The organism is Acinetobacter sp. ACIN00229 (assembly GCF_016106645.1).
GTDB lineage: Bacteria > Pseudomonadota > Gammaproteobacteria > Pseudomonadales > Moraxellaceae > Acinetobacter > Acinetobacter oleivorans.
Genome location: NZ_JADWOM010000009.1, coordinates 1 through 22,194 on the forward strand (window position 1 = coordinate 1; position 22,194 = coordinate 22,194).

The window sequence follows — 22,194 nt, forward strand, 5'->3', positions numbered from 1 at the left end:
TATAGATTGGAAATAAAAATAATAACGTGAACATGCATTTTAATTGTTTTTGTGTATTATATTTAAAATAGGATAAAAAAATAAGCTTTATAAGGAGCCCTTAAATAGAAATGATTGTAAGAATAAGTGGCAAATTTTTTATATCTATTACTTTTAACAATTTCATTTAAAAGGTTTTAACTATGAAAAAGACTTTTTTTCATTTATCACTCATTGCTGTAGGGGTATTTTCCCTCAATGCAGCAAATGCAGCTACAGCAACAGGTACATTAACTGTTAAGGCAACCGTAACGAATAGTTGTGTCTTAAATACTTCTGCAACCGGAACGACAACAAATGCAGTTTTAGACTTTGGTACACTAAGTTCACTTACTAGCAATGTCGATGCAGATACCACAACAACAGGTGGTACCTCAATTAAAGTTCTTTGTAATAATACTGTGCCATGGACTTTGTCATTTGATGGTGGTCAGAATGTTTTATCAACTCAACGTCGCATGATTGGTGGTGCAACTAGCAACGAATATATCCCTTACAACCTTTTCTCTGACACAGGACGTGCCACAGCAATCGGTATTGCAACGACTGCCTATAGTGGAACTGCAACTGGTAATGTTCAAACAGTGAATGTTTATGGCCGTATTCCTGCCGGCACAACTTTACCAAGTGCTGGTAGCTATGTTGATAGTGTAACTGTAACGGTAACTTATTAATTTGTATAAATTAAAAATACATTAGCCCTTTTAAAAGGGCTAATACATTAAAAAAGTTATATTTGAGCAAATTATGAAAAAAAATATTTTTATTATTACGGGATTATTCTTATCTTTATCTAGCACTATTAACGCCGCTACAATCCGTCTTTCGCCTGTGAATGTAGAAATATTAAGTAATCAAAATGCTGCTTCAATTAGTTTATATAACCAGTCAAATGAAAGTACTGATTTGCAGATTCGCGTATTTGAATGGACTCAAAAAAATGGACAAGATCAGTTAACACCTACAGATGAGATTGCCATTAGTCCACCATTTTTAAAACTACAACCCAATGATTCTTATAACTTACGTGTAGTCAGAATTAATCCAGCACCTGTTTCTGGTGAAAAAACCTATCGTATTATTATTGATGAGCTACCAAAACCAATTGATAGCCGTAAAGCTGCTCAAGGCGTAAATGTATTACTTCGCTCATCATTACCCGTATTTGTAGTCAATAAAGATGCGATCACTAAACTTAGTTGGAAAATTGATGTTAATCAGAACACACCTTCTTTAAATATTAGCAATATAGGTAACCGACATGCGCTGTTAAATAGTCTAACGCTTGTTGATACAACTGCGAATAAAAGTTATCCCATTAAAGTAAATACTGTGAATGGTTATATCCTTGCGGAGAAGTCGAAAAGTTACTCGATTAGTAACTTTACCTACCAACCAAATCATAAATACAGCGTATCTCTAACAGTTAATGGTAAGAAAACCACACTTTAAGAGGCTTATATGAAATACATTATAGGTGTCTTATGTGTTACGTATTTTCCTGCGTATTCTTTTGCCGAACAGTTACAAGATTATACGAATACTGCGGTTCCCAGTGTTCCTAAATCTGTTGGTAGCAATAATAAATATACACAATTAGAGACGAATGAGCAGGATCAAGATGCTAATTTCATTAAATTATTTTTAAATGTTTCTATTAATTCTAATGCCTCTGAAGACTTAGTTGCTGCGAAGCAATCTAAGGATGGAAAGCTATTTATCCGCTCAGGTGTGTTAAAAACTTTAAGACTAAAAATAGATGAGCAGATTCCTGATAGCCAATGGGTGTGTATTGATGAACTAAAAGGAATCAAGTTTAAATATTTAGAGAATGAACAGGCTCTAAATTTACAAGTTCCGTCGAGCATGTTAACTGGTTACTCAGTTGATTTAAGCGGCCAGAAGGTCACCAGTCCTCATTTGCTGAAAATGAAGCCCTTAAATGCGGCTATTCTGAACTACAGCCTGTATAACACTATAACCAATGACGAGAATGTTTTCTCAGGTTCGGCAGAAGGGATCTTTAACAGCGCAATTGGTAACTTTTCTTCAGGCGTTTTATACAACGGTAGTAATGAAACGAGTTATAGCCATGAAAAATGGGTGCGCTTAGAGAGTAAATGGCAATATGTAGACCCCGAAAAAGTCAGGATATATACCTTAGGAGATTTTATTTCCAATAGTTCTGACTGGGGTAGCAGTGTACGTTTGGCCGGTTTCCAGTGGTCAAGTGCTTATACTCAACGAGGTGATATCGTTACCTCGGCACTACCACAATTTTCAGGCTCGGCAGCACTTCCTTCTACTTTAGATTTATATGTTAACCAGCAAAAGATTTATTCAGGGCTTGTGCCATCAGGTCCATTTGATATTAAGCAGCTCCCGTTTATTTCAGGCAATGAAGTGACTCTTGTAACTACCGATGCAACGGGTCAGCAGAGCATTACCAAACAGGCTTACTATTTTTCATCCAAAATTCTGGCAAAAGGCATTAATGAATTTTCAGTAGATGTCGGGGTTCCACGCTATAACTATGGACTATATTCAAACGATTATGATGATGCCACTTTTGCTTCGGGTGCGATTCGATACGGTTACAGCAACTCGCTGACCTTAAGTGGTGGCGCAGAGGCTTCAACAGACGGTTTGTCAAATCTAGGCACGGGTTTTGCCAAGAACCTGTTTGGTTTTGGAGTGATTAATGCTGATATTGCAGCGAGTCAGTATAAAGATGAAAACGGTTATTCTGCTTTGCTTGGATTAGAAGGACGCATTAGTAAGAATATTTCGTTTAATACCAGTTACCGCAAAGTGTTTGATAATTACTTTGACCTTGCCCGTGTGTCTCAAGTTCGATATTTAAAAGATAACCAGATGACTTCTGAGCCGCAGAACTACCTGAGCTACAGTGCGTTGGCAGATGAGATTTTTAGGGCAGGAATGAGCTATAACTTTTACGAAGGGTATAGCGCCTATCTGGGTTATAACCAGATCAAATATATCGATAACGCGAATAAATTAGTATCTGCCAATTTAAGCGGAACTTTGAACAATAATTGGGGCTTTTATGCCTCAGCGTATAAAGATTATGAAAATCAAAAAGATTATGGCATTTACTTTGCGCTGCGCTATACACCATCTACCCGAGTGAATGCGATTACAAGTGTATCTAATGATGCTGGCAGGCTGAGTTACCGTCAAGAAATATTCGGCTTATCAGAACCACAAATCGGTTCATTTGGATGGGGAGTTTATGTTGAACATGATCAAGATGCGAATCAAAACAATGCATCGATCTATGGCTCTTACCGTGCTCGTGCGGCTTACCTGACAGGTCGATACAATCGAATTGGAGATAACGACCAAGTTGCACTTTCAGCGACAGGATCATTGGTTGCAGCAGCAGGACGGGTCTTTGCAGCCAATGAAATTGGTGATGGCTACGCAGTTGTAACCAATGCTGGGCCGCAAAGTCAGATTATAAATGGCGGGGTAAATTTAGGCGTAACCGATAATTCTGGAAGATTTTTGATTCCTAGTCTAATGCCATACAAGGAAAACCATATTTATTTAGATCCATCATATCTGCCTTTGAATTGGAGCGTGAAGTCTACAGATCAGAAAACAGTTGTAGGTTATCGCCAAGGTGGTCTTATTGACTTTGGTGCTCATCAGGTCATTTCTGGATTAGTGAAACTTGTTGACCAGAATAATTCACCTTTATTACCGGGTTATACGGTTCGCATTAATGGTCAGCAAGATGGTGTAGTTGGCTATGATGGTGAAGTATTTATTCAAAACTTATTAAAACAAAACAAGCTTGAAGTCGATCTTCTGGATCATGGCTCATGCCAAGTTGACTTCACATATAACAGTAATCAGTACTCAACTAAAAAATTGGGACCTTATGTATGTCATTAAATATTATGGATAAGGCTCAAATAGAGAGCTATAAGAAATTTTCATTGTCTTTAAAATACCTTATAGGCATTTGCTTATTTTATCTCGTTTATGCTTTTTTTAGTCCAGCACATGCGGCTTGTACGGTAAGCGGAACTACTAATAGTACTTTTACCTACACGGCAGCAAATATTAATAGTGATGCAACTGTAAACCTTTCAGGCACAATTACTTGCACGAATTTAGGACTTCCCCAGATTTCTAATTTCATGTGTATGAAAACCGTATTTACAGGAGCAACCACTGCGAATAATAGTGTGACTTTACCATATACAGTCACTGCAACTGTAGGTGGAGCTGGGTCTTCTACCACCAACCAAACCTCCAATGTGTGGTATGGTCCAGTCGCAACAGTCGCATCAAATAATATTGTGAGTTACTCGGTAAGTGTGAAAGTACCAGCTCGAACGGGGTCTCTTATTGCATATCCTAAAGGAACATATACGGCTTCGGTTCGGTTGTATTGGGATATGGATCTTTTGGGTTTATCTTGCGGTGATTTACTTGGTGGCTGGGATTCAGGGGATACATTACTAACAGCAAACTTTGTGGTACCAAGTATGTGCCAATTAAACTCAACCTCAACTGTAGATTTCAGCAATATTAATGATATTAGTACGACTAAGCGGGATTACACAGCGCAAGGAGCTGTAAATTCGACTTGTAATTATGGAACGCCATATAGCATTTATTTAGGCGATGGCAATAACCGTATTCCTGGCGGATTTAGGCGTATGTCCAATGGTAATAATGAATATATTCCCTATCAGTTATATAAAGATTCTAGCTATAGCACGGTGTGGGATGCCACAGGTGGCGTAACCAATGTTGGGGGAGCCGGTGGAGTGTCTGGTACGGGAACAGGTAGCGCTCAAAGTACACCTGTCTATGGAAAAATTCCACAAGGTACTTCCATTGCAAGTACACCAGGAAACTATTCTGATAGTGTTGTTGTTACAGTGACTTATTAATTTATCAAATATACGTGGTTCTATGTTAGTCGCATGGTTCCGCGTAATTGGAATTACATTCAGTAAAAATGGCTAAGCATAAAACGATATAAATCAATTAATTTTAGCTTTTTAAAACTTATTCGTCATCAAAAACAGTTTGACTTAAAAATACATTCTGTATATTTATTGATTAGTTCTAAAAAAGAACTAGTGAGCAAAACAAGCAATTAAAATAAAGGTGAATAAATGTCGGATATTATTTTGCATCAATGGGAAATTTCCCCATTTTGTCAGAAAGTTTCAAGAATTTTGAAATTTAAAGGAATCTCATTTGAAACAGTTAACTATAACGGCATTCTGGGAGCTAAGGTCCCTTTGCTCAGTAAAGTGGGTAAAGTACCTGTAATTGACCATAATGGACAGCGAATACAAGACAGTACCAGAATTGCTCGCTACCTAGAAGAAACTTACCCAGATACACCACGGCTTTATCCAGAAGATCCAAATCAAAAGGCACTTGCAGAGCTGTGGGAAGACTGGGCAGATGAAGCTCTCTATTTTTATGAAGTCTATTTACGCGTAAATGACCCAGATGCGCTAGAAGAAGCAATTCGCATTAGCAGTATTGGCCGCCCAGTGTATGAAAGACCAATGGTAAAAGGATTTATTTTAGCCGAGTTAAAAACACAGCTTTTCTTTCAAGGTCTAGGCCGAATGAAAGCTGAAAATGTTGAAGAAGAGTTTAGAAGACACCTCGACCGTATCGAACAAGTTCTATCGCAAAGTGAATGGCTAGTTGGAGACTCTCAAACAATTGCCGACATTGCTGTAGTCGCTCAACTTGGTGAAGTGGTTCGCACAAGCAAAAAATTTGGTAAAGAAATTTTGGATCGTCCGTTTATTGCTTTATGGTATAAAAAACAAACAGGGTGAAATGACCATGACATTAGCAACACCAGATAAAAAATTAGATTGTGCAGTTGTTATTGGCGTTGGGGCATCACAAGGTATTGGCGCAGCCGTCTGCCATCGTTTTGCAAAAGAAGGTTTAAAAGTTTATGTTGCTGGGCGCACTTTCCAGAAAATTGAAGCAGTGGCTACCGAAATTCATTCGAAAGGTGGGGACGCTGTAGCGTTCCGTTTGGATGCAGAAGATATAAAACAAGTACAAGCTTTATTTGACACAATCACCAGTCAAAATGAGCGCATTACTGCTGTCATTCATAATGTGGGGGGAAATATTCCCTCAATCTTTTTACGAAGTCCGCTGTCGTTTTTTACGCAAATGTGGCAATCCACTTTTTTGTCGGCTTATTTAGTTTCTCAAAGTTGTCTAAAAATCTTTAAAGATCAAAACCAAGGTACGCTTATTTTTACAGGTGCGAGCGCTTCTTTACGCGGGAAACCTTTTTTCGCAGCTTTTACCATGGGTAAATCTGCTTTGCGGGCTTATGCACTCAATCTAGCTCAAATTTATAAATCACAAGGCATACATATTGCTCATGTAATTATTGATGGAATGGTCGATGGCGATAGAGTAAATAAAGCACTATTTGGTCTGGGGCGATTAGCCCGTCTGACACGTGGCACGGGTGGCCTCAATATTGATGCAATTGCAGAAAACTATTGGATGCTTTATCAACAAACGCCGAAGCTTTGGACACATGAACTCGATTTACGTCCTTACCAAGAAAAATTTTGAGAGAGACTAAAATGCTAAAAAAAATATGTCAGAGATTTCAAAAAAAGCAGGGTTGTGTTGTCGTTGCTGGTCATGATTTACACCTAATCGAGCATGATTTTGTAATTCTAGATAAAAATGCACAATTTCCATTACATATTTATCAAGTTGTCCATGATTCAGCTGTGCAAAAAATCCAAGTTCACTCCATCAACGATGGCGTGACAGCAGTTCATTTGAACTTAGTAAATGCAGATCATTTAAAAAGCTTGGTGCGTTATATTTCCACTCAAAGACATACAATTGAACTCTGTGTGTTTCAGCCGAATTTTTCATCTTCGCCAAATATTGAGGCTTTATCTTTAGAAGAGATTGAGCACAATTGGCAGACCACAGGTTTAAGTGCAGTAAGTGTAGCGCAAGCTGTGATTAAGCCGATGTTAAAGCAGCAGCGGGGCACTCTTATTTTTCTTGGCGCACCATTTAACAACTCGACCCATTACGATGTGTTAAGCCAAAGCATGTTTGCAGGTATTCGTGCTTTAGCGCAGTCATTAGCAAGAGAGTTTCATCCTAAAGGCATTCATATTAGCTATTGCATGGTCGAAAAATGGGATGGGCAGGACCAACACTTTATTTCATCTATTAAGCAAGTGTGCCAACACATCTATCAGCAGCCTAATTCGGCATGGAGCCAAGAACTTAGCCTATCTTGAAATTTTACTTTCGCATGTTGTTAAAATACAGTACTGATCTGGAATGACGACAGAACAATAATTTCGATAGGTATTTACATGACAAAAATTAAGAGTGCTCAGCCAGCTGTTAAAGTGGTTTGTACGTTGACAGCTTTCATGTGTGTTTCTTCATTAGCGCAAGCATATCAATATGATCAAACTGCTCGTTTAATTAACGAGCGTTTATCTTATATGAAAGATGTCGCGGGTTATAAAGCAGAACAGCATTTACCGATTGAAGATTTAACTCAAGAGAAGAAAGTTCTTGATCAATCACTTTCTGAAGCTGATTCTTTTGGCCTAAATAGTGAAACAGTTAAGCCATTTATTGTGACTCAAATGAATGTTGCGAAGGCAATTCAGTACCGATATCGCGCAGACTGGTTGTCGAGTCCAGAAACCAATTGGAAACCGCAAGATTTAGCCGAAGTACGTTTACAAATTAGTACGCTAAATACTGAGCTTTTAAAAAATATTGCCTATGAACTCAAGAAAAATAATAACAAAGCACATCATAGCTGTGGCTATATGTGGTCTGTACAGCACCCTCAACTTAAAGAGGCTGATAAAAAAGCTTTATGTATGACATTAAATAAAATTAAGTTAAGAGAATGAAAAACAATAATTATTTAACCATTTTCTACTCAATATCACATTGACACCCAAAATCTCTCCGATTATCCTTTGCCTGCTGGCCACATTGCCAGTCGGTTTTAGCAGACCGTTTTCATCTAGGACATCAAAAAAGTAATTTTTTGGTGTCGAACTCGTTCGTCTCCCTTCGTAGCGGTAGGACGGAGGAGGGACGCCTTCGGGCGTGCCGGTTCCTAGATGACTGGTCTGCTAACCCTTCTTCGTTCTGCCACCATAATCATTTAGCAGTGATTTGGCAGAACTTCTATTTCATCTAGGAGTTCACATATGCGTACTATTTCTTCTTTATTGGCCTCTGCCAAAGTCTCTTTATTCATTCCATTTAAACAGCATTTAAAATGGTTTAATCGACTATAGGTTTTAACCTTTAGATCATTACGACTAAAAAATCATATCAACAATAAAGCCTGAGATATGTAAGGCAGGATTTGTGCTGCCTTGATGTGCCTGTTTTTAGCACTCAATTTAAGAGTGACGGCATTTTTATCTCATTTATATACAACAAAAAATTATTTTAAACGGTATGTCTATGCCAACTTTAGAAGCATCATTTAAAGCACTGCGAGTGCTGCATGTGGCAAGAAATTTATTTAATCAATATGGCTTTAATAATGTCGGTGTAGACCGAATTGTTAGCGATGCCAAAATTCCTAAAGCCACTTTTTATAACTGCTTTTCATCTAAAGAAAAACTTATTGAGATGTGTCTGACTTTTCAAAAAGATGCGTTAAAAGATGAGGTGTTTTCCATTATCCATTCGTACCGTGAACTTATGGTTTTCGATAAATTAAAGAAAATTTTCTTTTTACATGCTGACTTAGAAGGGTTTTACCATTTACAGTTTAAAGCCATTTTTGAAATTGAAAAGCTTTATCCCGCCGCCTATAAGGTCGTTAGTGACTATCGAAATTGGCTTATTAAAGAAATTTATAAGCTGATTTTAACCGTAAAAGTTACCGCTACACTTGAAGACGCCTACATGTTTTTATTTGTGATTGATGGGGCAATGGTTCAACTTTTAAGTGCGAATAAGAACGATGAAAGAGATAAGTTATTAGAATATTTTATGTCGATGCTTACTTAAATTGGCGAAGACTTTAACGCTTAAATAAAAAGCCCTCCGAAGAGGGCTTTTTATTTAATTTAATTAGGCTTTAAAAGTCAAAAGAGGTTTGTAGATAGAAAGTACGTGGCAATCCTACATATTTACCGCCAGTAGAGTCTGTTGAGCGCGTAAAATACTGCTTATCAAAGACGTTTTTGATTCCGCCAGCGATTTTTAAACCTTTAACTTGTGAACTTAAGTCATAAGAGGTACGTAGCGCAAAAGTGGTATAACCTGGAATATCTCCATATTTACCATCAGCAGTTTCTTCTGTTTGATAGACATTACTATCAGGAAGATCTGGTGAATGCTGCTTAGATTGTGCAAACATGTCAGCATTTAAAGACCATTTATCTACTGTATAACCTAACCCAACATTACCGACATGACGTGAGTAAAACGGTAGGTCTTTATCTTTGAATTGACCTGCTTCAGCGACTGCTTTGGTGAAAGTATAGTTGCCATATACTTTTAAGCCTTCCAGTGCATCGGATAATTGACCGAAATCATAGCTAATACCCGTTTCGACACCTTTATGGCTGGTTGCCCCTAAGTCTGTCCAGATCCCGTTATTACCAGCATCACGTACTAGAGAAAGCTCTTTATCAAAGTCTAGATAGAACACTGTAAATTCAGCATTTAAACCATTGCCTAGATATTTGGTTCCGATTTCATAGTTATTCGATTTTTCAGGATGTAAGCCTTCAGTTGTAGCCGTTGCGGTTGTTCCTTCAAGACGTGCTAATTGGCTGTATTGCTGTGGACCGAAAGATACACCAGCGTTTGCAAATATATTCCAATTTTCATTTGCCGAGTACATCACAGATAAACTTGGCAAAAATTCGTCTGAATCAATTTTTGGATAAACAGTATTAGGTTGTCCTTTGTTATAACCTGTGAAGTTATTATAGGTTTCAATTGATTCGAATCGAACGCCTGGTGTGATGGTCCAACGGCCCAATTCCATACGGTTGTCGATATATACCGCATGCGCTTTTGTACCACCTTCGCTACTGCTACGTGGAGCAAAATCTGGGGCTGATGAATCTGCTGCATAAGATGCAGTACGTCCAGCAAACTCAGAACTTTCTTCTTTTAAGTAGCGATAGCCTACTGTTACTTCATTTTGAGTATTACCTAGTTGATAAATACGAGAGTAACGCGGTTCAATTGCATAGACTTTATAATCACGTGGAGCAGAGTCGAGGCGCTTGTCACCACTCGCCAACACGGTCTCAAGATTACTTGTGCGGAAAGAATCAATATAATAGCTCAGAACTTCGAAGTTATTTTTTTCATCTTTATGGTTATAACGTAAAGAGACATCAGTACGTCGACCTGCAAAATAGTTTTTTTCACCAGAAGATTGATAAGGATTTTCTGCGTATTGGGCTTGAGTTAAACCCTCTGGCATTTCGCCTCGACCTTCATAATGGTGCAGATTTAAAGCAACCGAGTCTTTATCATTAAATTGATAAGCAGACTTTAACATTACATCATCGATATCAATCTTGTTATTTGCTTCTCGATAATTATTTCCTTTAGTCCCTGAATACAAGAGAGCAAGGCCTAATCCATTGTCTAAAGTCCCCCCTACAAATAGATTAGGGCTGAACTTTACTTGGTCAGTACCAGATGCATATTCTGAAGTTAGGCTAACAGTTCCACTAAAATCTTGAGGAATTGATCGGGTCGCAAAGTTAATAATTCCGCCTACGTTTTGAGGCCCAAAACGGACAGATCCTGCACCACGTACTACATCGACTGATTCAATATTACCAATTGAAACAGGTGCTAAAGATAATTGTGGCTGGCCATAAGGTGCAAATGAAAGCGGAACACCATCAACAAGAACAGTTGAGCGAGGTGATAGGCGAGATGCTAAACCACGAACCCCAATATTGAGAGACACATCACTACCACCCGTTCCACTACTGTCTTGCGCCTGAACTCCGGGAACTTGTTTTAGAGCTTCTCGAATTGAGGTTGCCGCTGTTTCATCTAAACGCTTACGGTCAATAATAGTTCGAGCGCCAGCATGTTTGTGAACAGTTTCAGCATTTGCTTCTTCTAACCAGTTACCTTGTGCCTTAATGGTGATGGTCGGTAATGCACTGGCCGTTGTATCTTCGGCATGTGCAGGAAGTGCTAAATAACAACAAGCTAGTCCGATTGCATAGCTCAGCGTAGAAACTTTGAACTTAAAATTTGGGAGTGAACGACGGGTTGAGCGGTCCATGTTGATGTATCGAAATCCTAAACGATAATTATAATCATTATAGCGAAAAAGTAACAAAATTTTATAAATGTTATTTAATTTTTTTAGAAAAACTAAACATCGCTTGTATCTAATCATTTTATTAAAAAGCCCTCAAGTGAGGGCTTCTAACTTATCTAATAGAAGGTTGGCTTAAGATTTTGTAGACCTTTTCTTTATATACATCATTTGAAATCACGCCTTTATCGCGCTGTTGTTTTAGCGATTTAAACTGCTGACCATTAAATTCTCTTTGAATGCCAACATTATCATGATTTCTAATGTAGTAAAGACTACGCTCATGATCACTCATATTGACTGTTTCTTCAGTAGAGTAAGATGGCTTAGTTTCCTTTTCTTGATATTGTTTTGCAATTTCAAAAAAATCTACATTTTGATGATTAGTGCCAGAATTAGAAAACTCTTTTGGGTGCCCATTAAATTTATGTTCTTGAGAATTTGCGTTTACTGCAAGCATGCTCTTATGCTGATTAAAGTTAGGAGGGTTATATTCTTGTTTCATTTGAAATGTGTTTGTTTCAGAAAAAGCTACGGGAGAAAAAAGACTAATATTTAAAGATAAAAAAATTAATAACAATCTATTCATTTCTTTTGAAGTCCAATTGAAATTGAGTAAATCACTGTATTGTAACATTAAAGTTGATTTTTTGGAGATTAAATTTTGAATGGATTTGATCATCTAGTAAATAATAAGATGTATAGGCGAGTGTAAAAGCCAAGTTGAGAAGGCTTTTTACACTCATTTTTTTAATGTTGTTTTGAGTATTCTTCTTTCAGTTTATCCAGAAAAATAAAGAGGTTTTGATTCATCTCTTGGTAATCGTGATTTCGTAATTCTTCACGACTATTCACGAATTTATAATGTTGAGCCTGATTTAACTCGGCTTCTGAATGTTGAATCAGCAATTCAACAACTTCTGTAGTTAATTCCATATGACATTGCAATCCATACACTAATTTTGAATATTGAATAATTTGTCTTGGACAACCTGCGCTAAAAGCAATGATTTTTGCGTTGGGAGTTAAACCCGGCATATCATTATGCCAATGCCCAACTTCGGTCATTTTTCCTAAGTGTGAAAACTTAGAGTTTGTTATGCCATATTCTGTAAGCATAATTGGAAATTTGCCAATTTCTCTTTCAGGGCTATGCTCAAATTTGGCCCCTAAAGCTTGACCTATCAATTGCGATCCTAAACATACCCCAATAACTACTTTATTTGCTTCAATGGCTTTTCTAATGATTGATTGTTCAGCTAATGAATTAAAGTGAGGGCACATCTCTAGTGTCGTATCTGGATCTTGTGGACCACCCATCACAATAAGGAAATCTATATCTTCAGCAGAAGATGGCAAAGCTTCATTTAAATATACTCTTGAATATGTAGTTTTGAAGTCATTATTTTGAGCCCATATTTCATATGCACCGGGTGCTTCAAAATCTTCATGAACAATAAAATGTAGGCGCATGTTAGTCCTCAAAATCTAAGCGTTAATTAATAAATCATTCGTGATAAATCGAGGATAGATTAAGAGTGGTAGGCTTTATCTAATACATCCAGTTTTTAAAAGTTATATGGTCCAGATGTATGGGTTTTTATATGATTTAAATAGAGTTACTTATTTTATTAATGCGGGTCTTATTGGTTTATTATTAAGTATTACTAAATAGTTGCGGTGTGACAATAGCTATTCAATTTGTTAAGTTGTGTGGTTTTTATAACGGTAGTCAAAATTTATGAAGACATTTCTACTTATATCTTTATTGGGTTTTGGGCTGATTGGCTGTGCTTCATCTCCATATAATTCTCAAGAAAACTATTTAAATAACGCTCCAACTGTTCCAGTTAATAAGGCATTTAATAGTTTTAAAACACCTGAACACGGAATTTTTACTGATCAAGATGTCTATAATGTGCCGGAAAATTCAAATATGAATTTTCGTTACGAAGTCCCTTTTTAAAGAAAAATAAAACATTAATTTAAACAAAGGTAGATCAGGATGGCCGACTACCTTTGCTGACTAGGGATAATCAGTGATTAATACCGCCTTCGGGTAGTTTTTTAAAACTTAAACTGTTAAATTTTAATTATTGAAAAAAGGTATTTTAAATGAAAAACTTCACTATTATTGCTTCTTTATTTTTATTAGTTGGGTGTGCGACTGGCCACAAACAGGTTGCTCCTGTTCAAGTGACCGATAATAAAATTACTTCAGAAGCTGAAAAATATAAAAAGCAATATCAAAAGAAAATTTATAAAATATGGGATATTCCAGCGTCTTCAGCTGGTATGAGTGCAAGTGTTAAAGTGTTTTTAACTGACAGTGGAGAAATTGAGCAAATCATCTTTTTAGATAAAGAAGAACAAAAATTTAAAACAAGTATTGAAAAGGCGATCTGGCGTGCAAGCCCATTTGCTTTGCCTTCAAATCCTGAAGTAAGAAAGCAAGCAAGAAAATTCAATATGAAATTTCAGGCTAAATAAGTAAATTCTTCAGCATGGGGAGTAAATTTAAAACTGTTAATTTAATAAATTTACTCTCTTATCTTATAAAACAGCAGATGGTTAGTTTAATGGGTATATAGATTTCATTGAAAAAAGTAAAAACAACATATCATTTTAAATTGAAAATAAGACAGTTGATGGAGAGGTAAACAAAATATAAAAATTAGTTACATTGCTATCAAAACATAACATAAACAAAACTTTAAATAGGCATTAAATTAATATAAAAAAATGATATGAGCCCTAAAATGTAACAAGAAAAAGTATGAGTCAAGCAAACAAACTCCATAGTGAAAGCAAGGTAACCATAGTTGTCGCGTGGGGCGTAATTTTATTTGGAATTGTTTTGGGAATAGCCTTTATTTTGTCATATGGGCAAGTTGAAACAAGAAACGATAATTTAGACATTATTCAAGTCTGGTCTAAAGAAATGGTTACATTCGGTCTTTTCATTATATTTAATGGGCTACTGTTTGGTTACTTACTTTTAAAAATTAGTAGTATTTTGAACCATCTTGAAAATAACAAAAACTAAAACGTATCCGAAAATGTCAGTTACACAAATGATGATGGTTTGGTGTTGAATGTAGCCGTTAATTATTTAAGCATGGAGTGACACAAGTTAAGTAGAGGATGAATCTCATGATAGATGAAGAAAAACCCTTAAATTTTGACGATGATGAAGAGCCTCTCGATTTTGCCGATGAAGAATTTATCGATGATAAAAAAGAGGATGAGTTGTATAACAGCATTACCAAAGATGGCTCGAGTGTAGATCCGGCGGATGATGGTGAGCGTCACATTCGCCCTGAAGATGGCGATCCCATCGAAATTGAAGAATAATTTAAAGCCCAATTCAATATTGGGCATTTTTAATATTTTAGACTTTCTATCTAAGCAGTATGATAGGTTCGAGGTTATTTAATCATTATCATTAATGACTCAAAAAATTGAGAACTAAGCAATGAGTGTAGAAGTGGGTACATATATATTTATTGAATGATTAATTCTCGAATTGAAGTAAAACTATGAGTAATTATATTTCTACATTTACCAACAAAATCAAAAATAAAGCTGTTCCACCGGTTAATGATGTTCTGCTCGCGTTTAAGACTTTGAAAAATGTACCAGGCGGATTAACACTATTATCAAAAGTTGTTAGCCGAGTTGCTCCATATTTTCAGAGTGTAAATCCAATGATTCAAAAATTAGATTTGAACCTGTGCGAAGCCTCAATCAAAAAAAATAAATCAATCGAAAATCATATCGGGACTGTACACGTTATTGCCATATGTAATGGGCTGGAATTTGTCATGGGTGTATTAGCTGAAGCATCAGTACCTCAACATTTAAGATGGTTACCTAAAGGTATGAGCGTAAATTATGTAGCTAAGGGCGATTCTGATATTAAGTTAGTAGCAACTATTGATGACGAGTGGAAAGTAGGAGATATGCAAGTAAAAGTTAATGCTTATAGAGCGGATGGACAGCCTGTAGTTCAAGGGTATATTACGCTTTGGGTTACAGAGAAAAAGTAAATAACAGGGCATTAAATGCAAAAAATATTGGATTATCTCCGCAAATTTTTTACTGCTAAGCCTCAGCAAGATGCAGCAGTGGATCAGATTGCTACAGCAACTGATTATGGTGATGAATTGATAGGTGTCGCTGTTGATGAGATGTCTCTTAGTTTAGAAGGTGTAAACCTAATTTGTAATTTTGAAGGATTAAAACTTAGTGCTTATGACGATGGTACTGGGGTATGGACTATTGGATATGGCACGACGCGATATCCTAATGGCCAGCGTGTAAGTGAAGGAGACCGATGCACACTTGAACAGGCTAAAGCTTATATGCAGCATGATTTAAAGATATTTGAGCGCGCAGTAAATAGTGTTGTAAAAGTGCCTTTAAAACAGAATCAATTCGATGCATTAGTCTCTTTAGCTTATAACATTGGAGTTGGGGCTTTTAAAAATTCGACCTTACTCAAAAATTTAAATTTAGGTGATTATAAAGAGGCTGGAAACCAGTTTGATGTCTGGGTCAATGCTGGTGGTAAGCGGTTGCAGGGGCTAGTGAATCGCCGAGCAATCGAAAAGAAATTATTTTTATCGCCAAAATAGTGCTTTCAATTTTTATTAAACTTTGTCAAAAATTCATTAAAAGCCCCAAATAATTAGGGCTTTTTCATGTTAGGAAGAAAATAGATTAACTTTTATCACCTAAAGTGATTCTAAGCCGGTTTAAAGCCCCCATGAGCGAAATGCTGGTCGTTAACTCTACAATCTCTCTTTCACTAAAATATTCAGCTAAATGAGCTTTTATAGTTTCAATTTTGTCAGATAGAAAAGTGACTGCCTCCGCAAGTTCAAGAGCAAGGTGCTGCTTCTTTGAAAAGGCATTCGAATGTTTATAGCCCGGAATTTTATCAATCACTTCTTGGCTTACTCCCATATCTCTTAATTCCTGAGCATGAAAAGCGCAGCAGTAAGCACAGCCGTTGATTTGGGACACATACAACTCAGCTAAAGCAATGATTTGAGGGTCGATGCCTGAGGTGCGGATAGATGCATGTGCTGAGTACAAATGATTAATCGTTTTTTTAGCAACTTCTTTATATTCCATAATATAGGCCAGTCTTTTGGTGATAAAAAGCTATTATTTACCACTAGGTATAGATTGTAAATTAGGCACTATTTTGTTATATAGGTATATTTTTTATACCTAATTAAACAATGAAAGATAATATTTCTGGCTGTTCTGTAGAAGAGGCAATGACAGTATTGGGTGGCCGCTGGAGAATGTTAATTATTTCATTTCTCATCGAAAGACCTATGCGCTTTAATGAACTCAGACGTGCAATACCTAATATTTCACAAAGAATGCTAACTTTAGAATTGCGTTTTCTTGAAGAAGAAGGGTTTATTAACAGAGAAGTTTTTGCGGAAGTTCCTGTTAAGGTTGAATACTCACTAACCGAAGATGGCAAGAAATTAAACGGTTTAGTTGATGTGCTAAAAGAAGTAGGCACTTGGCTAAAAGTAAGATAAGGCTGGTTTATTTTATAGTTTGATTTACGTTGTTTCGGATCGTACCGAGATCACATGCCCATCATTTGGACAGGATTATTTATACAAATTTTAGGCATTAAAAAAGCCTGATGCTACGAATCAGGCTTCAGTATTCATCGACAATAGGAGTTGATGAACAAGACCAATCTAACAGACCTGATCTATAAAGGCAAACCAATGGCCGACCAGACAGTTCATATAAGTATAAGTTTTCTCAAATTTTAGGCATTAAAAAAGCCCTTGCTCGAAAGCGAAGGGCTTAGTCGTTCATTGATCTAGCAATGAACTATATAAGGCTCATCTCATACTAAGTTTAGTATATCTGAAATTGAAGCAACAAAGAAGAAAACATTCTAAATATCTTCATCACTCTATTTAAACACAATTTATTCATTCCTATAGCAACTTACATGTTTGATAAATCAATACACAAAATTTGCACTTTGCATTTTTAAAGGCATGTTATTTGTGTGTAGCCCTAATTGGATCGGTTTAGGGAATAAACAATAGCCGTCTATAGATTATTCAAAATAAAGCTTTGTATGAATTAATTGAAGAGTGAGGACGCTAGAGGGAAGTAAGGAAGTAGAGATGAATTTGATTAGATTAGAAGAGCTTTCATTAGTCAGTAATGCTGTTTTGACACCCCACTTAAACAATTGGCCGTGTGTACGATCTGAAAATATGCGTGATGCTTCCTATAACAAGCCTAGAGATAACTTTTCGGAACAATCTGATCAAAAATTTTATAAAGAATGGCTGAGACAACAAAAGAAAATACTTAAAAGTATTCCCAGTAATGCTGTTTTACTCAGCAGGAAAGATCCTATTTAGATGAGGTTTAAGGTACGTTTATAAAAAATGCATTACAAGGATGAGCATCTGTTTTACAAAAAATCTAGTTTTAACCAAATATACACACTTAAACAATTAGTTAAAAAAGTTTCAGTAATCTAGCCCGATAGCATGTTAAGTTTTTCTCAATCATAAAAATTTAGAAAGGATTAAAACATGAAATTTTCCTACCAAGATCTTGCCGGAAATAATGTTGAAGTAGAATGTGAAAGTTATACTCATATACCCTCAGGAACAGCAGCAAAATCTACAGAAGGGGGTAATTATCATCTTAATGAAAACTTCAGTTTCTTTAAGAAAACTGAAGCTGATTCTATGCCTATCTATCGATTTGCTATTGACCGTAATTCTAATGTTTTTAATAGTGATGAGCTTCCAGCATTAGCTCAAATTGGTACAGACTGGAAAAATTTAGATTAAATTTTTATTCAAAATAAAACCCTCAGTTGAGGGTTCTATATTATTTCTATGAGTTAGTTCTTTTTAAAGACAATCAATAAGCCTAGTAAAATTGCAATCATTCCAATTAAACCTGCCAGAGGTAATGTATTTTTTAAAATTAGAAAATCTAAGAGTGCAGTAACAATGGGAACCAAATAGAACAGGCTTGTCACGTTGACAATATTGCCCTGACTTAAAAGTCGGTAAAGTAAAAGCTGCGCAACTACAGAAATTAAAATTCCTAGAAATAAGACAGAAATAATCAGTTGTGAATTCCACGTTATTTCAAAATGTTCAAAGGGAACTATAAATAAGCAAACTACAAGGCTAACTACATATTGTAGCGGTAAGACATCTGTCGGAGACTGTTGAATGTTCTTTTGCATAATGGCCCCAAAGGTTATACAGATCAGGGCAGCCAAGGCAAAGAATATGCCGATTGGCGCAATAAACGACATTGTTAGGCTTTTCCAGACTAAAAGAATGAGTCCAGCTAAAGCAATGAGTAAACCGAAAAGCCTTTCTTTTTGTAAATTCTTTTCTAGAAGGCAAAGCGTTAAAATGGGTTGTATTCCCATGATTGTGGCCATCAAACCAGGCGTGACCCCATGAGCCATAGCTTTAAAATAGCAGATTGAATAGCCTGCGATCATGAGTAGGCCCGTTAGTAAAACTTGCTTTCGTGTTCCATGCTTGGGTAAGAGTCGTTTTCTAAAAATAGCCAGTAGTGACAGAGCAATTAAAGCAGTAGAAAACCGTAAAATTAGTAAGGCAATGGGTGAGGCATTATCGAGTCCCCATCGAGTAAAAATTGCGGCACTTCCCCAAAGTAAAACGAAAATAGATGTCGCACTTTGTGATGCAAGCATCTGTTTATTTAGGCGCATAAAACCTCCTCCTAGTGCGTAATATCTAAGAAATACGAAGTGATGAAATTGTTAGTCAGCGTCGCTATTAACGTGTTATTCAGACATTAATCAATTCACGGATAGCTTCTTTTAGAAAAATGAATTGTTTTAACTTCTTCTAATTTCAGTATGGGAGAGAGAATAGATAAAGAAAAGCGCATAATTCTTTTATATACTATTTGAAAATCGAATAGATAAATCGTAATGAATATAAAAAACTTACAGATTGATTGGTTAAAGTGTTTTGTCATAGTCGTAGATACAGGCTCATTGTCGAATGCAGCACCTGAGTTATATCGCTCACAGTCTGCGGTTAGCATGCAACTGAAAAAACTAGAAGAAGCGCTACATTGCCAACTTTTAATACGAACACATCGACAAATTGAATTAACGTCGCAAGGACAGCTACTTTTAGGTTATGCGCGCCGAATTCTCGACTTACATGCAGAAGCTCAAATGGCATTTCATGGAGATGAATTAAAGGGCCGTATACGCCTTGGAGTACCTGATGACTATGCCGCTAAATATTTAACACCAGTACTCAAACGTTTTGCACCCCGTTACGGAGGGGTTGAAATTGAATTAATTTGTGAACAGTCGACTTCTTTAATTCCGCGGGTAGAAAGTGGTGATATAGACTTGGCATTAATTTCGAGAGATAACACTCGTCAAGGAACATTGTTATTTCATGAACCAATGGTATGGGTTGGCTCTCCACAATTTGAACTCTGGCGAGAAGATCCGCTTCCAATTGCAGTTTATGAAAGTACCAGCCAAGCCAAAAAGAGTGCTATTCATTCTTTAGCATTACAAGGGCGCCGTTATCGAGTGGTATACAACAGTTCAAGTTTAGCGGGCCAAATTGCAGCAGTTGAAAGCGGTTTAGCAATAGCCGTGTTTACGCAATGTAGCGCACCTGAGCATTTAACCATATTAGGTGCAGATCATGGCCTCGGACCTTTAGAGCCGATGGAGGCTGCGGTTTATCGGAGTAGGTCATCGTTAGAGTCGAAGGCTGTAGATCACTTATATGAATTACTCATTAAAACGCTCAGACACTCAGTTAACGTTTAATGGCCAAATCTTAAGTTGATATTTAAATGTAAAACTAAAGAGCTTTACATTTTTGCGCTAAATCTACAAAAAAGCTTAGAAACGTATGCTGATCGTAAAACTAATAAAAAGTATTTATTAACTCACTATCTGAACAATTCATGAGGCGAAGTATGACAAAAATTATGGCTACCTTAGGTTTAGCTGCGATTATTTCTTTAAGTGTGAGCGCTTGCCAAGGTGAAAACGATACAAAACAGCAAGATAAAACCACAACCCCTCATTCAATGGACAAAGATTCATAATCTATAAATTCTCAAGCCCATCGTAAGATGGGCTTTTTTATATCTTTGTATTTTTACCCTAAAGTGTGATTTGTAACTCACAATATTTATTTTTAATGTTGCTGTTCAAAATATGTTGACTAATATGCTAGGTTTTAAATATATTTAAATTCAACACGAATCATTTTAAATATAACTCTATATTTAAAGTAAATTGGTTCAAATGCCATCAGATCAGAAATTTAACCTTTAAATTTGATTATAAAAATATTAATTAATCAAGGAGGTGGGTATGGACGCTAAATTTCATTCTGAAAATGAATATGGTTTTATTCTAGACATATTGAATACTTATGTTGTGGTAAAGAAGACACTAAAAAATGATCATTATCCTTATGATTCATTTGGTTATCTTCTTGCTCTTTATCAACCCCTAAAAGTCTATATTCCTCAGCTTCCACATCCGAAAATTTATATTGAAATTGGTGGAATTTCATATGACCGAATGATTGTGATGCAAACAACAGACGAGACAGAAGCCATGAATGTTTTATTGGATTTAGGGCAACTTGTTGTTTAACAATTAATTGATATTTTTAGTGCTCAGTTTAATTTACTTAAGAAAAACGCTTTCTTAAGTAAATTAACGATAAAGCTATAGGCTAGAAAATGCTTGTTGGAAGAGAAAACTTAAAGAAATTCTTTGCAGATACATTTGCGATGGTTCTATTTTCGCTAGCCATAGGTACTTTTGTTGAGCTTGTAATTACGGGTCTTACACTTGAACAAACATTTAAAATACGTGCTACCGCAATACCTATTTCTCTAGTGATTGGTCGACCATATGGGTTTTATCGCGATTGGATTTTTAAAAAAATATGGGGAAAACATAAAACAGCTGTACAAAGCTTTTTGCTAGATACACTCGCTAATTTAACGTTCCAAATACCACTATATATTTTAATACTTGCTTTTAATGGAGCAACTTTAGTGCAGGTAGTTACGGCTGTCAGTTCTATTCTTATAATTGTTAGCGTTTCTGGAAGACCCTATGGAATTTTCTTAAATTTTTGCCGCAAATTATTTGGTGTTTTTACATGACATGATTAAAGAAACTCTCTTATAAGATACAAAAAGCCACAAAAGCTAAATCTATAACTTTAAAATAATTTGTTTATATAACTAAGAACATTAAAAGTAGGTCATCGTAATGAAAAAAATATTCTTAGCAATACTCACTGGGTTGGCTTTATTGGGGAGTAATGCGGTATTGGCTAAACCAGATGCTGCCTTATTAAAAGAAGCGACAAAAAATGTAGTCACGGTGTCTAAAGCAAAAACCTTGGCTGATGAGTCTGGTGTTACGTTAACAGGCACTATTGTAAAGCATATTGCTGGTGATCATTTTGAGTTTAAAGATGCAACTGGGTCAATTGTAATTGATATAGATGATGACTTATGGAAGCCTCTACAACTAAAAGCTGGAGATAAAGTACGTGTTGTGGGAGAGGTGGATACACATAGAGTTAAGCCAACTGATATTGAAGTTTTTAAGATTGAAAAAGTTAAATAAAATCTGAAAATTTAGGTTAATACTGCTTAGATATATCGAAAACATTAAAAAGAGAACTCCTGCAAATAGGAGTTCTCTTTTTAACGACGTT

Annotated in this window: 28 protein-coding genes; 23 read left to right on the forward strand and 5 right to left on the reverse strand. The window is 36.2% G+C overall.

Translation table 11 applies throughout. From position 1 onward, the window contains the following. The first annotated feature begins 182 nt into the window (after positions 1–182). The 9 genes from I7H67_RS09730 to I7H67_RS09770 all read left to right on the forward strand — a co-directional run bounded on the left by I7H67_RS09730 (position 183) and on the right by I7H67_RS09770 (position 9,108). Positions 183–713, forward strand: coding sequence for a spore coat U domain-containing protein (locus tag I7H67_RS09730; protein WP_192454053.1), 531 nt, complete (start codon positions 183–185; stop codon positions 711–713). A 73-nt stretch (positions 714–786) separates the two neighbouring features. Beyond that, positions 787–1,491, forward strand: coding sequence for a molecular chaperone (locus I7H67_RS09735; RefSeq protein ID WP_198307718.1), 705 nt, complete (start codon positions 787–789; stop codon positions 1,489–1,491). Between the two features lie 9 nt (positions 1,492–1,500). Further along, on the forward strand, positions 1,501–3,960 hold the full coding sequence (locus I7H67_RS09740) for a fimbria/pilus outer membrane usher protein (protein WP_198307719.1): 2,460 nt from the start codon (positions 1,501–1,503) through the stop codon (positions 3,958–3,960). Then, complete coding sequence (locus I7H67_RS09745) at positions 3,951–4,970, forward strand: spore coat U domain-containing protein (RefSeq protein WP_198307720.1); 1,020 nt, start codon at positions 3,951–3,953, stop codon at positions 4,968–4,970. Before I7H67_RS09740 ends, I7H67_RS09745 begins: the two co-directional genes overlap by 10 nt. Before the next feature lie 228 nt (positions 4,971–5,198). Next, complete coding sequence (locus tag I7H67_RS09750) at positions 5,199–5,885, forward strand: glutathione S-transferase family protein (RefSeq protein ID WP_198307721.1); 687 nt, start codon at positions 5,199–5,201, stop codon at positions 5,883–5,885. Positions 5,886–5,892: 7 nt separating this feature from the next. Continuing rightward, positions 5,893–6,654, forward strand: a complete 762-nt coding sequence (locus I7H67_RS09755) for an SDR family NAD(P)-dependent oxidoreductase (RefSeq protein WP_198307722.1) — start codon at positions 5,893–5,895, stop codon at positions 6,652–6,654. An 11-nt stretch (positions 6,655–6,665) separates the two neighbouring features. After that, positions 6,666–7,349, forward strand: a complete 684-nt coding sequence (locus I7H67_RS09760; protein ID WP_198307723.1) for an SDR family NAD(P)-dependent oxidoreductase — start codon at positions 6,666–6,668, stop codon at positions 7,347–7,349. 78 nt (positions 7,350–7,427) lie between these two features. Then, on the forward strand, positions 7,428–7,985 hold the full coding sequence (locus I7H67_RS09765; RefSeq protein ID WP_198307724.1) for a chorismate mutase: 558 nt from the start codon (positions 7,428–7,430) through the stop codon (positions 7,983–7,985). Between the two features lie 568 nt (positions 7,986–8,553). Beyond that, entirely contained in the window at positions 8,554–9,108 is a 555-nt protein-coding gene (locus I7H67_RS09770; RefSeq protein ID WP_198307725.1) for a TetR/AcrR family transcriptional regulator, read from the forward strand. 70 nt (positions 9,109–9,178) lie between these two features. Here I7H67_RS09770 and I7H67_RS09775 read toward each other — a convergent pair whose 3' ends face one another. From I7H67_RS09775 to I7H67_RS09785, 3 genes are all read right to left on the reverse strand, one after another. Further along, the gene (locus I7H67_RS09775) at positions 9,179–11,368 is read right to left on the reverse strand and encodes a TonB-dependent receptor family protein (protein WP_198307726.1); all 2,190 of its coding nucleotides are present in this window, start codon (positions 11,366–11,368) and stop codon (positions 9,179–9,181) included. Positions 11,369–11,519: 151 nt separating this feature from the next. Then, positions 11,520–12,041, reverse strand: a complete 522-nt coding sequence (locus I7H67_RS09780) for a hypothetical protein (protein WP_198307808.1) — start codon at positions 12,039–12,041, stop codon at positions 11,520–11,522. A 113-nt stretch (positions 12,042–12,154) separates the two neighbouring features. Beyond that, on the reverse strand, positions 12,155–12,877 hold the full coding sequence (locus tag I7H67_RS09785) for a type 1 glutamine amidotransferase (RefSeq protein WP_151768697.1): 723 nt from the start codon (positions 12,875–12,877) through the stop codon (positions 12,155–12,157). A 268-nt stretch (positions 12,878–13,145) separates the two neighbouring features. Between I7H67_RS09785 and I7H67_RS09790 the strand changes: the two genes are divergently transcribed. The 6 genes from I7H67_RS09790 (at position 13,146) to I7H67_RS09815 (ending at position 16,041) form a co-directional block, all read left to right on the forward strand. Continuing rightward, positions 13,146–13,370 carry a hypothetical protein gene (locus I7H67_RS09790; protein WP_004791641.1) on the forward strand — a complete coding sequence of 75 codons (225 nt, stop codon included), beginning with the start codon at positions 13,146–13,148 and terminating at the stop codon, positions 13,368–13,370. 149 nt (positions 13,371–13,519) lie between these two features. Next, on the forward strand, positions 13,520–13,894 hold the full coding sequence (locus tag I7H67_RS09795) for a TonB C-terminal domain-containing protein (protein WP_198307727.1): 375 nt from the start codon (positions 13,520–13,522) through the stop codon (positions 13,892–13,894). Positions 13,895–14,180: 286 nt separating this feature from the next. Further along, on the forward strand, positions 14,181–14,450 hold the full coding sequence (locus I7H67_RS09800; RefSeq protein ID WP_198307728.1) for a hypothetical protein: 270 nt from the start codon (positions 14,181–14,183) through the stop codon (positions 14,448–14,450). 107 nt (positions 14,451–14,557) lie between these two features. After that, the gene (locus I7H67_RS09805; RefSeq protein WP_004791647.1) at positions 14,558–14,758 is read left to right on the forward strand and encodes a hypothetical protein; all 201 of its coding nucleotides are present in this window, start codon (positions 14,558–14,560) and stop codon (positions 14,756–14,758) included. Positions 14,759–14,943: 185 nt separating this feature from the next. Continuing rightward, positions 14,944–15,453, forward strand: a complete 510-nt coding sequence (locus I7H67_RS09810) for a hotdog fold domain-containing protein (RefSeq protein ID WP_151988588.1) — start codon at positions 14,944–14,946, stop codon at positions 15,451–15,453. A 15-nt stretch (positions 15,454–15,468) separates the two neighbouring features. After that, positions 15,469–16,041 (forward strand): lysozyme, encoded by a 573-nt coding sequence (locus I7H67_RS09815; RefSeq protein WP_005306499.1) that lies wholly within the window; start codon positions 15,469–15,471, stop codon positions 16,039–16,041. A gap of 85 nt (positions 16,042–16,126) precedes the next feature. Here the strand turns inward: I7H67_RS09815 and I7H67_RS09820 are convergent, their stop codons facing one another. Then, positions 16,127–16,543 carry a carboxymuconolactone decarboxylase family protein gene (locus I7H67_RS09820; RefSeq protein WP_151988590.1) on the reverse strand — a complete coding sequence of 139 codons (417 nt, stop codon included), beginning with the start codon at positions 16,541–16,543 and terminating at the stop codon, positions 16,127–16,129. Between the two features lie 110 nt (positions 16,544–16,653). On the opposite strand from I7H67_RS09820, the gene I7H67_RS09825 reads away from it, so the two are divergent. From I7H67_RS09825 to I7H67_RS09835, 3 genes are all read left to right on the forward strand, one after another. Further along, positions 16,654–16,968, forward strand: coding sequence for a winged helix-turn-helix transcriptional regulator (locus I7H67_RS09825; protein ID WP_004791654.1), 315 nt, complete (start codon positions 16,654–16,656; stop codon positions 16,966–16,968). Between the two features lie 612 nt (positions 16,969–17,580). Continuing rightward, positions 17,581–17,823 (forward strand): hypothetical protein, encoded by a 243-nt coding sequence (locus tag I7H67_RS09830; RefSeq protein ID WP_198307729.1) that lies wholly within the window; start codon positions 17,581–17,583, stop codon positions 17,821–17,823. A 177-nt stretch (positions 17,824–18,000) separates the two neighbouring features. After that, positions 18,001–18,264 carry a hypothetical protein gene (locus tag I7H67_RS09835; protein ID WP_192835162.1) on the forward strand — a complete coding sequence of 88 codons (264 nt, stop codon included), beginning with the start codon at positions 18,001–18,003 and terminating at the stop codon, positions 18,262–18,264. 53 nt (positions 18,265–18,317) lie between these two features. Here I7H67_RS09835 and I7H67_RS09840 read toward each other — a convergent pair whose 3' ends face one another. Further along, the gene (locus I7H67_RS09840) at positions 18,318–19,172 is read right to left on the reverse strand and encodes a DMT family transporter (RefSeq protein WP_198307730.1); all 855 of its coding nucleotides are present in this window, start codon (positions 19,170–19,172) and stop codon (positions 18,318–18,320) included. A 225-nt stretch (positions 19,173–19,397) separates the two neighbouring features. Between I7H67_RS09840 and I7H67_RS09845 the strand changes: the two genes are divergently transcribed. The 5 genes from I7H67_RS09845 to I7H67_RS09865 all read left to right on the forward strand — a co-directional run bounded on the left by I7H67_RS09845 (position 19,398) and on the right by I7H67_RS09865 (position 22,103). Then, the gene (locus I7H67_RS09845; RefSeq protein ID WP_198307731.1) at positions 19,398–20,267 is read left to right on the forward strand and encodes a LysR family transcriptional regulator; all 870 of its coding nucleotides are present in this window, start codon (positions 19,398–19,400) and stop codon (positions 20,265–20,267) included. Positions 20,268–20,419: 152 nt separating this feature from the next. Next, positions 20,420–20,551 (forward strand): hypothetical protein, encoded by a 132-nt coding sequence (locus I7H67_RS09850; RefSeq protein WP_004643213.1) that lies wholly within the window; start codon positions 20,420–20,422, stop codon positions 20,549–20,551. Positions 20,552–20,822: 271 nt separating this feature from the next. Continuing rightward, the gene (locus tag I7H67_RS09855) at positions 20,823–21,110 is read left to right on the forward strand and encodes a hypothetical protein (RefSeq protein WP_005039828.1); all 288 of its coding nucleotides are present in this window, start codon (positions 20,823–20,825) and stop codon (positions 21,108–21,110) included. 89 nt (positions 21,111–21,199) lie between these two features. Next, on the forward strand, positions 21,200–21,631 hold the full coding sequence (gene alaE / locus I7H67_RS09860) for an L-alanine exporter AlaE (RefSeq protein ID WP_198307732.1): 432 nt from the start codon (positions 21,200–21,202) through the stop codon (positions 21,629–21,631). 109 nt (positions 21,632–21,740) lie between these two features. After that, on the forward strand, positions 21,741–22,103 hold the full coding sequence (locus I7H67_RS09865; RefSeq protein ID WP_198307733.1) for a NirD/YgiW/YdeI family stress tolerance protein: 363 nt from the start codon (positions 21,741–21,743) through the stop codon (positions 22,101–22,103). Positions 22,104–22,194: the final 91 nt, after the last annotated feature.

Bases quoted from the DNA above. Each gene is read 5' to 3' on its own strand.
- I7H67_RS09780 (WP_198307808.1), bottom strand. From the start codon at position 12,041: ATGTTACAATACAGTGATTTACTCAATTTCAATTGGACTTCAAAAGAA.
- I7H67_RS09755 (WP_198307722.1), top strand. From the start codon at position 5,893: ATGACATTAGCAACACCAGATAAAAAATTAGATTGTGCAGTTGTTATT.
- I7H67_RS09760 (WP_198307723.1), top strand. From the start codon at position 6,666: ATGCTAAAAAAAATATGTCAGAGATTTCAAAAAAAGCAGGGTTGTGTT.
- I7H67_RS09855 (WP_005039828.1), top strand. From the start codon at position 20,823: ATGGACGCTAAATTTCATTCTGAAAATGAATATGGTTTTATTCTAGAC.
- I7H67_RS09790 (WP_004791641.1), top strand. From the start codon at position 13,146: ATGAAGACATTTCTACTTATATCTTTATTGGGTTTTGGGCTGATTGGC.
- I7H67_RS09830 (WP_198307729.1), top strand. From the start codon at position 17,581: ATGAATTTGATTAGATTAGAAGAGCTTTCATTAGTCAGTAATGCTGTT.
- I7H67_RS09820 (WP_151988590.1), bottom strand. From the start codon at position 16,543: ATGGAATATAAAGAAGTTGCTAAAAAAACGATTAATCATTTGTACTCA.
- I7H67_RS09735 (WP_198307718.1), top strand. From the start codon at position 787: ATGAAAAAAAATATTTTTATTATTACGGGATTATTCTTATCTTTATCT.
- I7H67_RS09745 (WP_198307720.1), top strand. From the start codon at position 3,951: ATGTCATTAAATATTATGGATAAGGCTCAAATAGAGAGCTATAAGAAA.
- I7H67_RS09865 (WP_198307733.1), top strand. From the start codon at position 21,741: ATGAAAAAAATATTCTTAGCAATACTCACTGGGTTGGCTTTATTGGGG.
- I7H67_RS09795 (WP_198307727.1), top strand. From the start codon at position 13,520: ATGAAAAACTTCACTATTATTGCTTCTTTATTTTTATTAGTTGGGTGT.
- I7H67_RS09770 (WP_198307725.1), top strand. From the start codon at position 8,554: ATGCCAACTTTAGAAGCATCATTTAAAGCACTGCGAGTGCTGCATGTG.
- I7H67_RS09730 (WP_192454053.1), top strand. From the start codon at position 183: ATGAAAAAGACTTTTTTTCATTTATCACTCATTGCTGTAGGGGTATTT.
- I7H67_RS09825 (WP_004791654.1), top strand. From the start codon at position 16,654: ATGAAAGATAATATTTCTGGCTGTTCTGTAGAAGAGGCAATGACAGTA.
- I7H67_RS09815 (WP_005306499.1), top strand. From the start codon at position 15,469: ATGCAAAAAATATTGGATTATCTCCGCAAATTTTTTACTGCTAAGCCT.
- I7H67_RS09775 (WP_198307726.1), bottom strand. From the start codon at position 11,368: ATGGACCGCTCAACCCGTCGTTCACTCCCAAATTTTAAGTTCAAAGTT.
- I7H67_RS09750 (WP_198307721.1), top strand. From the start codon at position 5,199: ATGTCGGATATTATTTTGCATCAATGGGAAATTTCCCCATTTTGTCAG.
- I7H67_RS09740 (WP_198307719.1), top strand. From the start codon at position 1,501: ATGAAATACATTATAGGTGTCTTATGTGTTACGTATTTTCCTGCGTAT.
- I7H67_RS09805 (WP_004791647.1), top strand. From the start codon at position 14,558: ATGATAGATGAAGAAAAACCCTTAAATTTTGACGATGATGAAGAGCCT.
- I7H67_RS09800 (WP_198307728.1), top strand. From the start codon at position 14,181: ATGAGTCAAGCAAACAAACTCCATAGTGAAAGCAAGGTAACCATAGTT.
- alaE (WP_198307732.1), top strand. From the start codon at position 21,200: ATGCTTGTTGGAAGAGAAAACTTAAAGAAATTCTTTGCAGATACATTT.
- I7H67_RS09850 (WP_004643213.1), top strand. From the start codon at position 20,420: ATGACAAAAATTATGGCTACCTTAGGTTTAGCTGCGATTATTTCTTTA.
- I7H67_RS09785 (WP_151768697.1), bottom strand. From the start codon at position 12,877: ATGCGCCTACATTTTATTGTTCATGAAGATTTTGAAGCACCCGGTGCA.
- I7H67_RS09765 (WP_198307724.1), top strand. From the start codon at position 7,428: ATGACAAAAATTAAGAGTGCTCAGCCAGCTGTTAAAGTGGTTTGTACG.
- I7H67_RS09835 (WP_192835162.1), top strand. From the start codon at position 18,001: ATGAAATTTTCCTACCAAGATCTTGCCGGAAATAATGTTGAAGTAGAA.
- I7H67_RS09810 (WP_151988588.1), top strand. From the start codon at position 14,944: ATGAGTAATTATATTTCTACATTTACCAACAAAATCAAAAATAAAGCT.
- I7H67_RS09845 (WP_198307731.1), top strand. From the start codon at position 19,398: ATGAATATAAAAAACTTACAGATTGATTGGTTAAAGTGTTTTGTCATA.
- I7H67_RS09840 (WP_198307730.1), bottom strand. From the start codon at position 19,172: ATGCGCCTAAATAAACAGATGCTTGCATCACAAAGTGCGACATCTATT.